11 protein-coding genes and 2 tRNA genes are annotated in these 15,142 nt (G+C 66.8%); 9 read left to right on the top strand and 4 right to left on the bottom strand.

The window, feature by feature from the left end:
- Positions 1-39 precede the first annotated feature (39 nt).
- The 7 genes from B6K69_RS02505 to B6K69_RS02535 all read left to right on the top strand — a co-directional run bounded on the left by B6K69_RS02505 (position 40) and on the right by B6K69_RS02535 (position 6,483).
- A complete protein-coding gene (locus B6K69_RS02505) occupies positions 40-2,079 on the top strand; it encodes an ASKHA domain-containing protein (RefSeq protein WP_108642656.1) in 2,040 nt (679 codons plus the stop codon).
- Between the two features lie 71 nt (positions 2,080-2,150).
- Positions 2,151-3,797: a vWA domain-containing protein gene (locus tag B6K69_RS02510; RefSeq protein ID WP_108642657.1), complete on the top strand. Its 1,647-nt coding sequence runs from the start codon at positions 2,151-2,153 to the stop codon at positions 3,795-3,797.
- Between the two features lie 69 nt (positions 3,798-3,866).
- Positions 3,867-3,940 (top strand) — tRNA-Gly (locus B6K69_RS02515).
- Positions 3,941-3,960: 20 nt separating this feature from the next.
- Positions 3,961-4,263, top strand: a complete 303-nt coding sequence (locus B6K69_RS02520; protein ID WP_108642658.1) for a hypothetical protein — start codon at positions 3,961-3,963, stop codon at positions 4,261-4,263.
- Positions 4,264-4,331: 68 nt separating this feature from the next.
- A complete protein-coding gene (locus B6K69_RS02525; RefSeq protein WP_108642659.1) occupies positions 4,332-4,685 on the top strand; it encodes a RidA family protein in 354 nt (117 codons plus the stop codon).
- A gap of 192 nt (positions 4,686-4,877) precedes the next feature.
- On the top strand, positions 4,878-5,225 hold the full coding sequence (locus tag B6K69_RS02530; RefSeq protein ID WP_123876516.1) for a hypothetical protein: 348 nt from the start codon (positions 4,878-4,880) through the stop codon (positions 5,223-5,225).
- A 19-nt stretch (positions 5,226-5,244) separates the two neighbouring features.
- Positions 5,245-6,483, top strand: a complete 1,239-nt coding sequence (locus B6K69_RS02535; RefSeq protein ID WP_108642661.1) for a hypothetical protein — start codon at positions 5,245-5,247, stop codon at positions 6,481-6,483.
- On the opposite strand, the gene pgi is transcribed toward B6K69_RS02535, so the two are convergent.
- The 3 genes from pgi to zwf are packed head-to-tail and all read right to left on the bottom strand — an operon-like array spanning position 6,480 to position 10,220.
- Positions 6,480-8,087, bottom strand: a complete 1,608-nt coding sequence (gene pgi, locus B6K69_RS02540) for a glucose-6-phosphate isomerase (protein ID WP_108642662.1) — start codon at positions 8,085-8,087, stop codon at positions 6,480-6,482. The genes B6K69_RS02535 and pgi overlap by 4 nt on opposite strands.
- A 7-nt stretch (positions 8,088-8,094) precedes the next feature.
- Positions 8,095-8,769 (bottom strand): 6-phosphogluconolactonase, encoded by a 675-nt coding sequence (gene pgl, locus B6K69_RS02545; RefSeq protein ID WP_108642663.1) that lies wholly within the window; start codon positions 8,767-8,769, stop codon positions 8,095-8,097.
- Positions 8,769-10,220 carry a glucose-6-phosphate dehydrogenase gene (gene zwf / locus B6K69_RS02550; protein ID WP_108642664.1) on the bottom strand — a complete coding sequence of 484 codons (1,452 nt, stop codon included), beginning with the start codon at positions 10,218-10,220 and terminating at the stop codon, positions 8,769-8,771. The genes pgl and zwf overlap by 1 nt, the downstream gene beginning before the upstream one ends.
- 406 nt (positions 10,221-10,626) lie before the next feature.
- On the opposite strand from zwf, the gene B6K69_RS18590 reads away from it, so the two are divergent.
- Entirely contained in the window at positions 10,627-12,639 is a 2,013-nt protein-coding gene (locus B6K69_RS18590; protein ID WP_108642665.1) for a Hint domain-containing protein, read from the top strand.
- An 87-nt stretch (positions 12,640-12,726) separates the two neighbouring features.
- Here the strand turns inward: B6K69_RS18590 and B6K69_RS02560 are convergent.
- Positions 12,727-12,803: transfer RNA gene (locus tag B6K69_RS02560), tRNA-Arg, on the bottom strand.
- 191 nt (positions 12,804-12,994) lie between these two features.
- On the opposite strand from B6K69_RS02560, the gene B6K69_RS02565 reads away from it, so the two are divergent.
- A complete protein-coding gene (locus tag B6K69_RS02565) occupies positions 12,995-15,133 on the top strand; it encodes a S8 family peptidase (protein WP_108642666.1) in 2,139 nt (712 codons plus the stop codon).
- Positions 15,134-15,142 lie beyond the last annotated feature (9 nt).

Genomic DNA, 15,142 nt, shown 5'->3' on the forward strand with positions numbered 1-15,142 from the left:
GGGCCTAAGAAGAGGATCGCGCGCGAGCAGGAGACGGACATGGCTAACGATGCACTGGTGATCTTCACCCCCTCGGGCAAACGGGGGCGGTTCGCCCTGGGAACGCCGGTGCTGACGGCCGCGCGCCAGTTGGGGGTGGACCTCGATTCGGTCTGCGGCGGGCGCGGCATCTGTTCCAAATGCCAGATCACCCCGGGCTATGGCGAATTTCCCAAGCACGGGCTGACGGTGGCCGCCGATGCGCTGTCGGACTGGAACCCGGTCGAGGAACGTTACAAACGCATCCGCGGGCTGATCGACGGACGGCGGCTGGGCTGTCAGGCCAAGGTGATGGGCGATGTGGTCATCGACGTGCCGCCCGAAAGCCAGGTGCACAAACAGGTGATCCGCAAATCGGCCACCGAGCGGCACATCGAGATGGACCCGGCCACGCGGGCGGTCTTCGTCGAGGTGCAGGAACCCGACATGCACGAACCGACCGGCGATTTCGAACGTCTGGTGCAGGCGCTGAAGGACCAGTGGCAGATCGAGGGCGTCGAGGCGGGGCTGGACATCCTGCGCCGGTTGCAGCCCGTGCTGCGCAAGGGCGAATGGAAGGCGACGGTGGTTCTGAACCGCGGCAACCACGACGCGGCGCATCGCGTGCTGGACATCTTCCCCGGCTTCCATGACGGGCCGCTGTACGGGCTGGCGGTGGACCTTGGCTCCACCACCATCGCGGCGCATCTGTGCGACCTGTCGGATGGCAAGGTGCTGGCGTCCAGCGGCCTGATGAACCCGCAGATCCGCTTTGGCGAGGATCTGATGAGCCGGGTTTCCTATGCGATGATGAACCCCGGCGGCGATGTCGAGATGACCCGGGCGGTGCGCGAGGCGCTGGACAGCCTGGCCCGCGCCATCGCGCAGGAAGCCGGCGTCGAGCCGGGCGCGATCTACGAGATGGTGATCGTCTGCAACCCGGTTATGCACCACCTGCTGCTGGGCATCGACCCGGTGGAACTGGGACAGGCCCCCTTTGCCTTGGCCACCAGCGGCAGCCTGTCGCTGGATGCGCGCGATCTGGACCTGCCCGCGCTGAACCGCAATGCGCGGGTCTATGTGCTGCCCTGCATCGCGGGCCATGTCGGCGCCGACTGCGCGGCGGTCGCGCTGTCCGAAGAACCGAACAAGTCGAAGGACATGGTGCTGATCGTCGATGTCGGCACCAATGCCGAAATCCTGCTGGGAAATGAAACCCGCGTGCTGGCCTGCTCCAGCCCCACCGGTCCCGCCTTTGAAGGCGCGCAGATCTCCAGCGGCCAGCGCGCCGCGCCGGGCGCCATCGAACGGGTCGAGATCGACCCCGCCACCAAGGAGCCGCGCTTCAAGGTGATCGGCTGCGATCTGTGGTCCACCGAGCCGGGCTTTGCCGAAGCCACGGCGCAAACCGGCATCACCGGCATCTGCGGCAGCGGCATCATCGAGGCGGTTGCCGAAATGCGGATGGCGGGTCTGGTCGATCCGGGCGGGCTGATCGGGTCGGCCGAACAGACCGGCACCGCGCGCGCCCTGCCCTATGGCCGCACCCACAGCTACCTGCTGCATGACGCCAGCGCCACCGGCGGGCCGAAGATCATGGTCACGCAAGGCGACATCCGGGCGATCCAGTTGGCGAAATCGGCGCTTTACGCGGGCGCGCGGCTGCTGATGGATGAATTCGGCGTCGACAAGGTGGACCGGGTGACACTGGCCGGGGCCTTCGGCGCCCATATCAGCCCGAAACACGCCATGGTTCTGGGCATGATTCCCGATGTGCCGCTGGACCGCGTGACCAGCGCGGGCAACGCCGCCGGCACCGGCGCGCGCATCGCGCTGCTGAACCGCGCCGCCCGCGACCAGATCGAGGCGACGGTGCATGACATCCACAAGGTCGAGACGGCCATCGAACCGCGCTTCCAGGAACACTTCGTCAACGCCAACGCCATTCCGCACGCGGTTGACCCGTTCCCGGAACTGGCCAAGATCGTCACCCTGCCCGATGTCAGCTTCAACGCGGGCGGTGGCGGCGGGGGCGGTGAACGGCGCCGGCGGCGGGGCTGACGCGCAGGCTTGATCGGAAACCCGGCTTCGGCCAAGGTTCTGAAACGTTGTATTTCAGACCGGAGTTTCCCATGCGCCTGTTTTCTGCCCTTCTGCTGGGGGTCGCCCTGGCCCCCACCCTGACCCTCGCCGAGGGCCGTTCGATCATCGTGCTTGATGCCTCGGGTTCGATGTGGGGCCAGATCGACGGGCGCGCCAAGCTGGAAATCGCTCGCGAGGCGCTGGCCAATGTGCTGGGCAGCATCCCGGCCGACACGGAAATCGGCCTGATGGCCTATGGCCACCGCAGCAAGGGCGACTGCAAGGACATCGAACTGGTGGTGCCGCCGGCCGCCGGAACCGGACCCGCGATCATCGACGCCGCCAACAAGATGAAATTCCTTGGGAAAACGCCGCTGACCGAAGCGGTCCGGCAGGCCGCGGCCGATCTGAAATCAACCGAGGAAAAGGCGACCGTGATCCTGATCACCGACGGGATCGAAACCTGCGAGGCCGATCCTTGCGCCCTTGGGCGCGAGCTGGAGGCCAGCGGCGTGGATTTCACCGCGCATGTGGTGGGCTTCGGCCTGACCGATGACGAGGGCAAGGCCGTGGCCTGCCTGGCCGAGAACACCGGCGGCAAGTACATTCCCGCCTCGGACGCGGGCCAACTGGTCGAGGCGCTGAAGACCACGGTGGTTCTGGCCGAACCGGAACCGACCCCGCCCCCGCCGCCCGAACCCGCGAAACTTGACCGCAACATCGACCCGGTGGTCCTGTTGACCGAAGGCGGCCAGGAGCCCGAGATCGTGCGCGACGCGATCTTCACCTTCTATCCGATGACGGACGAAGGCCCGTCCAAGGACTATACCGCCACCATCTACGGCACGACGACCGATTACCTGCCGCCGGGCCGCTACCTGATGAAGACCGAACTGCACGAAGCCAAGGCCGAACAGGAAGTGGACATCACCGACTCCGAACTGGCGAAGCCGGTGGTGATCCTTGATGCGGGCATCCTGAACATCAAGGTCGTGCCGACCGAAGGGGGCGAGCCCGACACGGACGGCTTCTTCCAGGTGCGCGGCCCCGACGACATCGGCGCAAGCGGCTTTGGCCAGGCGGTCCGCGTCTTCCCGGCGGGCGAATATGCCCTGCATACCGAACTTGGCGCCGCGAAGGGCGACCAGTCCATCGTGATCGAGGCCGGCAAGACGCTGGACAAGACGGTGGTGATGGGGATCGGCGTGGCCGGGATCGAGGCCTATTACACCGATACCATGCGCGTTGAAGGCGGCGATCATTTCATCGAGATCTTCGAGGCGAAGAAGGATCTCGACGGCAACCGCAAGCAGGTGGACTATGATTACGGCGCGGGCCACACCTTCGACCTGCCGCCCGGCGACTATGTGGCGCAGGTCTCGCTGGGCGGGACCAAGGTGGAACAGCCCTTCACCGTTAAGACCGGCGAACGGATCGACCTCAAGGTCGTGCTGAACGCCGGGGTCGCGGCCTTCGCCACGCCCGCAGACGAATTCATCGAGGTGCAACTGCCCACCAAGGACATCAACGGGAACACCACCCAGATCGTCTATGGCTATGGCCCCGAATGGCAGACCACCCTGCCCGCCGGCGATTACGTCGCCCATGTCGAGAAGGACGGCGCCAAGTCCGACACGCCCTTCACCGTCAAGGCCGGCGAACGGCTGGAGCTGACGCTTTCGACCAAGGCGCCTTGACCCAAGCCACCATCATCGCGCCCGAGGCCGCTTGACCTCGGGCGCGGCTTCGCTTACCTCGGCAGGCGTGCGGGTGTAGCTCAATGGTAGAGCAGAAGCTTCCCAAGCTTACGACGAGGGTTCGATTCCCTTCACCCGCTCCACTCCCCGGAAGGCCCTGACGATGCGCCCTGCCCTTGCCGCCGCTTCGGCGATCCTGTTGGTCTGCGCGGCCCCGCTGCGGGCCGAGACCTACCCGTTCGAGGGGAAATGGGATTGCGAGGTGGGCACCTTCACCTTCACCGACTCGACCTATGATCCGGGCGGCGAGGTGATGGAGATCCTGGATGTGGCGCGCGATGGCAGCACCTTCGTGCTGACCTTTGCCGACGATTACCAGTTGGGCCTGAGCCTGAACCCCGATGGCACCATGGAATGGTTCTCGGCGGTGTCAGGCGACAGTTTCACCTGCCGGCCGCTGCCCTGATCCGGCTTTCCTTCGGGCGGGCTTTTGGCTAGGCAAGCCGGGCACCCTTGCACGAACAGGAGAGACAGATGAGCAGCGAGATCACCCGTTACGGTGTTGGCCCCCGCATGTCCGAGGCCGTGGCCTATAACGGCATCGTGTGGCTGGCCGGCCAGGTGGGCAACCCGGGCGACAACGTGGCCGACCAGACCCGCCAATGCCTGGCCGAAGTTGACCGGATTCTGGCCGCTGCCGGCACCGACAAGACCCGCATCCTGTCAGCCCAGATCTGGCTGGCCGACATGTCCACCTTTGCCGACATGAACGCTGTCTGGGATGCCTGGGTTCCGCAGGGCCACACCCCCGCCCGCGCCACCGGCGAGGCGAAGCTGGCGACGCCCGACTACAAGGTCGAGGTGATCGTGACCGCCGCGCTGCGCTGATCGCAGACTGTCACCCCCGGCCATCGCCGGGGGTGACGAAATCCCCACCCTGTCAGCCTATTGCGCGCTGCCGGGGGCGCATGTAGGCTTCCCTTACGTCATTTTTTTCTGTGCGTTCTTTCAAGACCAATTCCTTCCCGCCCCAGGCGGGACAACCCGAGGTTTGATATGTCCGAGACTTCTCCGCTGTTCATGCGAAGTGTGCTTGTCGGGGTGCTGGTGCTGGCCGGTTCTGCCGGGGCGCAGGCGCTGACCGTGACACGCTGCAATGTGATGAAGGATGGCGTCTTCCGGCCCGCGCTGATCGTTGACCAGGGCGGCCAGAAGACCGTGTTCCACATCGGCGAGGACGGGCTGACCCGCAGCACGATTTTCGACGCCGGCAAGGCCGTCGCCTGGGCCGAGGCCAAGTTCGGGGCCGAGGCCGGGGCGGCCACGGTGTACAAGCTGTGCGCCGGGCTGGTGGGCGGCGAAGGCCGGTCCTGGACGCCGAAGGTGGATGATGGCGATGACGGCGGCAATCCGGGCAGCTTTGGCTGACTTTGGCGGGCGGTCCTGAATGGGGGCCGCCACGGCATCGGGGCCGAAGGTTCTGCTGGCCAATGAAATGGGCGGCGGGCGTGGCCATGTCTCGGGCCTGCGCCAGATGGCGCGGGCGCTGGGGCCGGGCGTGGCGCGGCTGGCCACCCTGCCCTCGCTGCACTTCGCCCCCGAGCTTGAGGCGGAAGGCGTGCCGGTGCTGCGGGCGCCGCCGCTGTGGCTGACGGCGGCGATGCGGGCGGACAAGGGGCTTTACGGCAATACCACCTTCGCCTGCTATCTGGCCGCCTGCGGGCTGGCCGATCCGCATCTCGTGCGGCGCGGGCTGATGTTCTGGCGTGATCTGATCGTGGCCGAGGATGTCTCGGTGCTGATCGCGGATTACGCCCCGCTGGCGCTGCGGGCCGCACGCGGCTTGCAAGAGGAAGGCTGGCAGATCCGCATCCTGTCTTCGGGCACCGGCTTCGGCGCGCCGCCGCCCGACCTGCCGGAATTTCCGCCGCTGGTGCCAGATCCGGGCCGGCTGGTGCACCCGGAACGCGACACGCTGGCGGTGGTGAACGCCGTCTCGGCAGAGCTGGGGCTGGACCCGCTGCCCGCCCTGCCTGCGCTTTTCCATGCCGACCGGGTGCTGGCCGCCACCTTCGATTTTCTGGACCCCTACGCCGCGCAGCGCCCTGCCGGCCAGTTGGTGCCGCCGCTGGTGGACCAGGCCGAAGGTCTGGCGGCGGGGGATGAGGTGTTCTTCTACTTCTCGCGCACCGAGGCGGACCAGCCCGCCCTCTGCGAGGCGATCTGCGCCCTGCCCCTGCCGCGCCGGGCCTTCCTGCCGCGCGCATCAGACGCGACGCGGGCACGGCTGGCGGCGGCGGGCGTGGCTGTGGAAAGCGGGCCGCTGTCCGCCACGGCACTGGCGGCGCGGTCGCGGCTGGTGGTCCATTCGGCCCCGCATGGCACGCTGTGCATGGCCGCGCTGGCGGGTCTGCCGCAGGTCGGGCTGCCGTCGCATCGGGAACAGGTGATGCACGGCCGCCGCGCCGCGGCGGCGGGCGTGGTGCGCCTGATCGAAGCCGAAGCCCCGGCGACGCCGGACATCCTGACGGCGGTCGCCACCGCCTATGAGGATGCCGCCCTGCGCCGCCGCGCCCGCGATCTGGCCGCCGCGCTGCGAGCCGGGTTTCCCGCCGATCCGCTGGCCGATCTGGCCGCCCGGCTGGCGCCCGAGATCGAGATCGCCCGCGGGTTCGAGACAGGCTAGCCTTTCAGGAAGGCCACCAGTTGCGCGGTGGAACCGTCCTTGCCCTCGGTTCCCGCGGTGCCTTCCAGCACGGGTTGCAGCGCCAGCGCCAGTTCCTTGCCCAGCTCCACCCCCCATTGGTCATAGGAGTTGATGCCAAGGATCACGCCTTCGACAAAGACGCGGTGTTCGTAAAGCGCGATGATCTGCCCCAGCACAAAGGGCGTCAGCCGGTCATAGGCCAGCGTGGTTGACGGCCGGTTGCCCGGAAAAACCCGGTGGCGGGCCTGCCGCTCCAGCTCGGCCCCGGTCAGGCCCTTCTTCGCCATGATCGCCCGCGCCTCGTCCAGACTGCGGCCGCGCAGCAGCGCTTCGGACTGGGCCAGACAGTTGGCAACCAGCAGGGTGTGCTGATGGGCAAGGTCCGCCTCATGGCCCTGCCGGGCCACAAGAAATTCGCAAGGCACCACCCGCGTGCCCTGATGGATCAACTGGTAAAAGGCGTGCTGGCCGTTGGTGCCGGGCTCCCCCCAGACCACCGGGCCGGAATTGGTGGGCAGGTCGCTGCCATCAATCGCCACCCGCTTGCCGTTCGATTCCATCTCAAGCTGCTGCAAATAGGCCGGCAGCCGCGACAGCCGCTGGTCATAGGGCAGCACGGCGCGGGTCGCATGGCCACAGATCTGGTTGTGCCACAGGCCGACCAGCGCCAGCAGGACCGGCATGTTCCGCGCCAGCGGGGCGGTCTGGAAATGGCGGTCCATGGCGCGGCCACCGGCCAGGAACTCCTCGAACCGCTCGGGTCCGATGGCGATCATCAGCGACAGGCCGATCGGCCCCCAGACGGAATAGCGCCCGCCAACCCAATCCTCGAAGCCGAACACACGGTCGGCGGCAATGCCATAGGCCGCCGTCTTGTCACCTGCGGTCGAGACGGCGGCGAACTGCGCGCCCGGATCGGCCACCCGCGCCGCCATCCAGCGTTTGGCGGTGTCGGCATTGGTCATCGTCTCGATGGTGGTAAAGGTCTTGGACGCGACGATCACCAGCGTCGTTTCGGGGTTCAGCCCGCGCAGCGTGTCATGCACATGCGCGCCATCGACGTTTGACACATAATGCAGGCGCGGCCCGTCATGGAACGGCGCCAGCGCCAGCGTGGCCATCGCAGGGCCAAGGTCCGATCCGCCGATCCCGATGTTCACCACATCGGTGATGCGCCCGCCCTGCCCCGTGAAGGCGCCCGACCGCACGGCGCGGGCGAAGTCGGCCATGCGCGCCTTGACCGCCCGCACGCCCGGCATGACATCCTGCCCGTCCACGCGGATCACCGCCGCCTCATCGGCGCGCAAGGCGGTGTGCAGCACGGCGCGGCCTTCGGTATCGTTGATCTTCTCGCCCGCGAACATGGCGGCGCGTTTCGCCTCAACCCCCGACACCTCGGCCAGTATGATCAGCAGGGCGCGCGCCTCGGCGTCGATATTGGTCTTCGACCAGTCGAACAGCATCCCGTCGGCCGCCACGGAAAAGCCCGCCGCGCGCGCCGGATCTGCCGCGAACAGCGCCAGGATCGGGCGATCCGCGATGCGGGCCTGATGATCGCGCAGCGCGCTCCACTTGTCGGTCATGGTGTCGTTACTCCGCCCAATGCACATCCGCCTGATCCAGCACAACGCGGATCGGCGCAAGGTCCGGCGACAGGCTGGCCGCCTTTTCGATGGCCGCGCGCTTGTCCGCGCCGGTGATCAGCACATGAATATTGATCGCCGCCTTCAGCACCGGCGCGGTCAGCGTCACGCGCGGCTCTCCGGCCGCATCGGCCCGCATCGGCAGGATCGGCGGCGCGTTTGCCGCCAGCGCCTCGCCCAGCCGGTCGGCGCCGGGGAACAGGCTGGCCGTGTGCATGTCGGCCCCCATCCCCAGCAACAGGACCGACACCGGCAGATGAGGGGCAAGCCCCTCTTCCAGCGCGGCCAGCGCGTCTTCCGGGGTGGCGGCACCGGGCTGATACAGCGGGATCAGCCGCGCGGCAGCGGCGGGGCCGCGAAACAGCCGGTCGCGCAGCAGACGGGTGTTGGACCGCGGGCTGTCCTCGGGCACCCAGCGTTCATCGTTCAGCACGACATTGACCTTGGCCCAGTCCAGATCGACCCCCGACAGGATGTCGAACACCGGCCCCGGCGTGGTTCCGCCCGGCACTGACAGCGTGGCCTGGCCATCGCGGCGCAGGTAATCGGCCAGTTGCCCGGCGATCTTGTCGGCCAGCCGCAGGTGCATCATCTCGCGGTCGGGATAGTCATGCCAGCGCATCAGCGGATCTCCCGCCAGCGGCGGCCGTCGCGGTGCATCAGCATCAGCGCATCCTCCGGCCCCGACGAGCCGGGATCATAGGCCTGCGGCGCGTCGCCCCGGGCTTCCCAGCCCTGGATGATCGGGTCGGTCCAGGCCCAGGCGGCCTCAACCTCGTCGCCACGCATGAACAGGGTCTGGTTGCCACGGATCACATCCATGATCAGCCGTTCATAGGCATCGGGCGCGTCGGCCAACTCAGCCCCAAGCGCATCGGCAAAGGACATGTCCAGCGGCACCTGCATCAAGCGCATCCCGCCCGGCCCCGGTTCCTTGATCATCACCATCAGGTTCATGCCCTCATCCGGCTGCAACCGGATCACCAGCACGTTTTCGCGCCAGCCGCTGTGATCGTCAAAGATCGAATGCGGCGGTTCCTTGAAGGTGATCGCAATCTCGCTGGCCCGCGCCCGCAGCCGCTTGCCGGTGCGCAGATAGAAGGGCGTGCCCTTCCAGCGCCAGTTCGAGATATGGACGCGCAGCGCGATATAGCTTTCGGTCTTCGACTCCGGGTTTTCGGCGTGGTCGCGATAGCTGCCCTCATCCCCGCCGGCGCGATACTGGCCGCGCACGATGTCCTCGGGGCGAACCGGGTCCAGCGCGCGGATGACCTTCAGCTTCTCGTCGCGTACCGCGTCGGGGTCAAAGTGATAGGGCGGCTCCATCGCGATCAGGCACAGAAGCTGCATCATGTGGTTCTGCACCATGTCCCGCATGGCGCCCGAGGTGTCGTAATAGGCGCCCCGGCCTGCGACCCCCACGGTTTCGGCCACGGTGATCTGCACATGATCAACGTATTCGGCCTTCCACAGCGGCTCGAACAGGATATTGGCAAAGCGCACCGCCATCAGGTTCTGCACGGTTTCCTTGCCGAGATAATGGTCGATCCGGTAGATCTGCCCTTCGTCGAAATGGCAGGCCAGCGTGGCGTTCAGCGCCTTTGCCGTGGCCAGATCGCGCCCGAACGGCTTTTCCACCACGATGCGCGACTCGGGGCCGGCAATGCCGTGCAGTTTCAGCCGCTCGGCCAGATCGCCGAACAGCGCCGGCGCAACCGAGAAATAGAAGGCATGGACCAGACCCGGACGCAGCCTGTCCTTCAGCGTGGCCCAGCCACCTTCGCCCTTGGCGTCGATCGGGATATACTCAAGGTGCTTCAGGAAATCGGCCACCACCGCCGCGTCGTGCAGCTTGGCCGGCACATATCTGGCGATGGCCTCGGCGATGCTGTCGCGGAAGGCCTGATCGGTCAGATCGGCGCGGGCGGCACCGATGATGCGCGCCTCGGGCGGGATCTGGCCGGCCAGAAAGCGGCGAAACAGGCCGGGCAGAATCTTGCGATGGGCCAGATCGCCGGTGGCCCCGAAGACCACCAGTTCGAAAGCCTCGACCGGAATGACGCGGGCGACCATGGGTGCTCCTGGATCGTGTTAGCGCTAACTTGACGGTTCTAGCCGGAAGGCCTGCGCCTGTCTAGCACTCCGGTCGCCATGATCAAACCGCTTTGGAGACCGGCGCCCGGCACGGCGGCAAACCGCTGAACAGGATGCGGATCGGCAAAGCCGGACGCCGCGAAACGGCATCGGCAACCGCCCATATAAGGAATACCCTAAACACAGATTAATAATTTCCTAATCACACCAAATCCGCCAAGCAATCGAAATAACTTGCCAATATGCCACAGAATTGCAAGTTCGCCCGAAATCCTGCCTCGGGCGACATTGACTCTCCGCCCCAATATCTTGTCTGACCTTTGACAAGACACGTCTTCCCCAACACTCGCCTGCCTCTGCCGGTGTGTTAACGAGGAGCCTTCTCATGGCCGTCAATAGCAGCACGAACCCCGGAACCAACGCCAACCAGACGATCACCGCTTCGACCGGCGCAGATACCCTGACCGGCGGCGGCGGCAATGACACCATTTCGGGCGCCGCGGGCAACGATGTGCTCTACGGCGACAGCCCGGCCGCCGGACAATGGAGCTATTCGGTCTATGACCGCACCTTCAGCGGGGCGAACGGACAGGCGCCGCAGATCACCTCCGGCACCCTGCGCGGTCAGGGCTATGTCACGGATCTGGGTGTGGAAAACCTTGCCAACATCGCGCGCGGCGCAACCGGCAACCCCGATCAGTTTGGCGTTGTCCTGACCAGCACGATGACCGTCACGGCGGGGGGAACCTATCGGTTCAGAACCACCTCTGACGACGGGTCGCGCATCGTGATCCGCGATTCGAATGGCAATGTGCTGAACTTCGCCAACGAAACGGGCGGCACCCTGCCCTACATGAACAACGACTTTCTTCAGGGCTCCACCACCCGATACGGCGATGTGACCCTGGTCGCGGGACAAACCTACACGATTGAGTTGTATTATTGGGAAAGAGACGGCGCGAGCGTACTTTCCGCCGAATACCGGCTGCCGGGCACAAACACCTTCCTCAATCTTGCCGGCAGCCCGCTGATTGGCGTCCCGCCGCTGACGTCCGGCCATGTCGACGGAAATGACAGCCTGCTGGGCGGCAGCGGAAATGACACGATCTATGGAAATGGCGGCAATGATACGCTGTCCGGCGAAGCCAACAACGACCAGATTTACGGCGGCGATGGCAATGACAGCCTGTCCGGCGGAACGGGCACCGATTCCCTCTTTGGCGACGCGGGCAACGACATTCTCGACGGCGACGCGGGCGACGATGTGCTTGACGGCGGGGTCGGCAATGACACGCTCAGGGGCGGCGCGGACAACGACAGCCTCAGCGGCGGCACCGGCAACGATGTGCTGGATGGCGGCGACGGCAACGACACCCTGAATGGGGGGGCCGACAACGACAGTCTCAACGGCGGCACCGGCAACGATCTGCTCGACGGCGGTACCGGCAATGACACCCTCATTGGCGGCGGCGGGATTGATACGCTGACCGGCGGCGCAGGCAATGATCGCTTCATCATCTCGGGCGGGGCTGGCGACACGATCACCATCACCGATTTCGGCTCGGGCGAGACGGCCCCCGCCAATGGCAGCACCCTTGACAACGATTACGTCGATCTGACCACCTGGTACAACGACAGCACGCTTGCCGCCTATAACGCGGCCAACGGCACCAATTTCGTCCTGCCGGTGCAGGCCTTGCGCCACGATGCCGCCGACGGCAAGCTGGACTTCATCCGCCTGTCCGGTGGACCCACGGTCAACATCACGGTCACCGGCACCGGCGCCATGGATGGCGAACACACCGGCGTCACCTGTTTCACCGAAGGGTCGCTGGTCATGACCGACCGCGGCCAGCTCCGGGTCGAGGATCTGCGCCCCGGCGACCAGGTTCTGACCCGCGATGCAGGCTATGAACCCATCGTCTGGGTCGGGCGCCGCAGTCTGGCGGCCGCGGAACTGGCCCGCCAACCCGCGTTGCGGCCGGTGCGCATCGCGGCCGGCGCCCTGGGCCCGGACAGCCCCAGCCGCGACATGCGCGTTTCCCCGCAGCACCGCCTGCTTGTGGCGGGACCGCGCGTCGAACTTCTGGTCGGCGAACCCGAGGTGCTGGTTCCCGCCCTGATGCTGGTCGGACGGCCCGGGATCACGCGCGAAGTCGAAGGCCCGGTCACCTACATCCATTTCATGTGTGCCGAGCACCAGGTCGTCATGGTTGACGGCTGCTGGAGCGAGACCTTCCAGCCGGGCGTGCACTCGGTTGCCGACCTGGCCAGCGACCAACGCGAGGAACTGCTGCGGGTCTTCCCCGAACTGGCCGAGGGCGACCCCGCCCAACGCTATCCCGCCGCCCGCGCAACGCTGAAACGGCACGAGGTCGGCGCCCTGTTCGGCACCTGATACCCCGGCAAAACCCGGCACAACCGGACCCAGGGCGCGGAACCACGGTTCTGCGCCTTTTCCATTTGCACGGTAAGGAAGAAGATCTGGCGCACCCGACAGGATTCGAACCTGTGACCTCTGCCTTCGGAGGGCAGCACTCTATCCAGCTGAGCTACGGGTGCGCGGCTACCGCGTCTATAACGGCAGTCCGGGGGTGCCGCAACGCCAAAACGCTGCATCCCCGCAGGGATAGGCCGCGCCGCACGGCGCCGCTGCGTCCGGCAGGCCCTTGCACGAATTGCGCCCACTTCGGTGTTGCACACCGCCGATGATCACGATTTCATGATCAGGCGTGATCAAACGGGAACCTGCCATGCCCCCTTTCCTGCGTTTCTGCCAGTTCGGCGTGCTGCTCTGTGTCGTGTCTGCTTGCAACGGGGGCTCGGACAGCAACACCGCGTCACCGACGCGGCCCGAGATCACGCCGGGCGGATCGGGAACGCTGGGGTCGTGGTACATCCGCGACTTCACCCCTTGGGAAAGCTTCGCCTCGTCGCTGCGGCAATCCGCGCGCTACCGGCTGCAGAACAGCAGTTGGTCCTTCGGATCAGGCTCGCCCCAGTATCAAAGCGCACCCCTGACGGCGGCCCATATCGAATACGCCCATGCCGTTGGCCTGACAGGCCTTGGCGCGGTGATCGCGATTTCGGACGCCGGCTTCCGCATCAACCACGAGGCCTTTGGCAACCGGGTGGATCAGGTCACCGGGTCGGTCCTGCCCGATGATCACGGCACCATGGTCGCCTCGATTGCCGCCGGGGATTCCCCGACCATGATCGGGGTCGCACCCAAGGCGACGCTGATCCTTGGCAGCTATGATTCGCCCGTCACCCTGACTCAAACCGCCATCGCCGCCCGCAGCGCCGGTGCCGTCGCCCTGAACAACTCCTGGGGCTATACGCTCGCGGCCGCCACCCCGACCGGCTTCAATGACATCTTCCAGGACAGCGATGGCGCGGCCTATCTGGACGCGCTCAAGGCCTATGCGGCCGAAGGCGTGGTGGTCTTCGCCCTGTCGAACGACCACGCGCTGACCGAATCCGATCTGATGCCCGCCCTGCCGCTTCTGGTGCCGGAACTGGAATCGGGCTGGCTGGCGGTGGGCAATGCCACGGCGGAATTCAACACCGACCATGTCACCGCGGCCACCCGGATTTCGGCCGCCTGCCTTGAGGCCGCCGCCTGGTGTCTGGTGGCCGATGGCACCTGGACCGCCGCCTCGGCCTACGACCCCACCACGGGTTTCTCCTCGACCACCTCCTACGATTTCGGCACCGGGTCTTCCTTTGCCGCGCCGCAGGTGTCCGGCGCGCTGGCCCTGCTGGCCGAAGCCTTCCCCGACCTGACCCCGCACCAACTGCGGCTGCGGCTGCTGGCCTCGGCCGACAACAGCTTTGCGGGCTTCACCGCCGATGGCAGTCTCGAACTCGCCCCCGGCTTCTGGCACGATTACAGCACCGAATTCGGGCATGGGTTCCTGAACCTGAAATCGGCCCTGATGCCGATCGGCACCCCCACGGTCACGATGGCCGAAGGCGCCGTCCCGGTTGAACAGGCGACCGTTCACACCGGGGCCAGCCTTGGCGATGCAGTCAGCCGCGGGCTGGGCGCCTATAGCCTGGCCGTGGCCGACAGTTTTGCCGGACAGTTCGCCCTGCCAGCCCCCGCCCTTGCCGCCGAGGCCGCGCCCGAGCCGCTGTCGACCCGCGCCGCCCGCATCGGCGCCGCCGGAATTGCCAGCTCCGGGGCCGAGATTGGCGGCAGCATCGCCGGCTTCGACGGCTTCTCTGGCGCCGATCTGGCGATGATCTCGCCCGAAACCGGCATGGCCCTGCACCTGCTGGCCCCGCAGGCCGGGTCCGAAAGCCTGGGCCTGTCGTTGGTGCGCCGCTTTGGCGATGACAGGGCCGCACTGGACCTGGGCCTGAAACTGGCCCGCGATGGCGGCGAGGTCTTCGGTCTGGGCAGCGGCGCCAACGGCAGCGGCACCACGGCGGCGGCCGTGACGGTTGGCCTGCGCGGCAGTCTGGGCGGCGACGGCTTCGTTCAGATGGGCGCCGAATTCGGCCTTGCCAATGCCGATGGCAGCGGCGCGCTCAACGATGTCGGCCAGATGTCCTTCAACAGCTTCGGGGCCGAGGTCGGCCAGCACAATGTGTTTTCCAGCGGCGACCGGCTGACCGTGGGCATCTCGGCCCCCATCGCGGTGACAGCCGGCACCGCGCGCACCGAAATCGCGCTGCGCCGCCCGGGCGATGGCAAGGCCCGGATGGCCGCGATTGCGGTGCCCCTGTCCCCCGAGGCACGCGAGATCGACTTCCGGATCAGCTATGACCTGCCGATTTCGGACAGCACCGCGCTGCGGCTGGACCTGATCCATGCCAATGATTTCGGCAACCGGCAGGATGAAACCGACAGCGCCGCCGCCCTGACCCTGCGCATCACCTTCTAGGCCGCGGGG

The sequence above is a fragment of the Pseudogemmobacter blasticus genome (assembly GCF_003071405.1).
GTDB classification, from domain to species: Bacteria; Pseudomonadota; Alphaproteobacteria; order Rhodobacterales; family Rhodobacteraceae; genus Pseudogemmobacter; species Pseudogemmobacter blasticus.

What these genes read in the sequence shown, in the direction of transcription:
- B6K69_RS02505 (WP_108642656.1), top strand. Translation starts at nt 40, where the DNA reads ATGGCTAACGATGCACTGGTGATCTTCACCCCCTCGGGCAAACGGGGG.
- B6K69_RS02510 (WP_108642657.1), top strand. Translation starts at nt 2,151, where the DNA reads ATGCGCCTGTTTTCTGCCCTTCTGCTGGGGGTCGCCCTGGCCCCCACC.
- B6K69_RS02520 (WP_108642658.1), top strand. Translation starts at nt 3,961, where the DNA reads ATGCGCCCTGCCCTTGCCGCCGCTTCGGCGATCCTGTTGGTCTGCGCG.
- B6K69_RS02525 (WP_108642659.1), top strand. Translation starts at nt 4,332, where the DNA reads ATGAGCAGCGAGATCACCCGTTACGGTGTTGGCCCCCGCATGTCCGAG.
- B6K69_RS02530 (WP_123876516.1), top strand. Translation starts at nt 4,878, where the DNA reads ATGCGAAGTGTGCTTGTCGGGGTGCTGGTGCTGGCCGGTTCTGCCGGG.
- B6K69_RS02535 (WP_108642661.1), top strand. Translation starts at nt 5,245, where the DNA reads ATGGGGGCCGCCACGGCATCGGGGCCGAAGGTTCTGCTGGCCAATGAA.
- pgi (WP_108642662.1), bottom strand. Translation starts at nt 8,087, where the DNA reads ATGACCGACAAGTGGAGCGCGCTGCGCGATCATCAGGCCCGCATCGCG.
- pgl (WP_108642663.1), bottom strand. Translation starts at nt 8,769, where the DNA reads ATGCGCTGGCATGACTATCCCGACCGCGAGATGATGCACCTGCGGCTG.
- zwf (WP_108642664.1), bottom strand. Translation starts at nt 10,220, where the DNA reads ATGGTCGCCCGCGTCATTCCGGTCGAGGCTTTCGAACTGGTGGTCTTC.
- B6K69_RS18590 (WP_108642665.1), top strand. Translation starts at nt 10,627, where the DNA reads ATGGCCGTCAATAGCAGCACGAACCCCGGAACCAACGCCAACCAGACG.
- B6K69_RS02565 (WP_108642666.1), top strand. Translation starts at nt 12,995, where the DNA reads ATGCCCCCTTTCCTGCGTTTCTGCCAGTTCGGCGTGCTGCTCTGTGTC.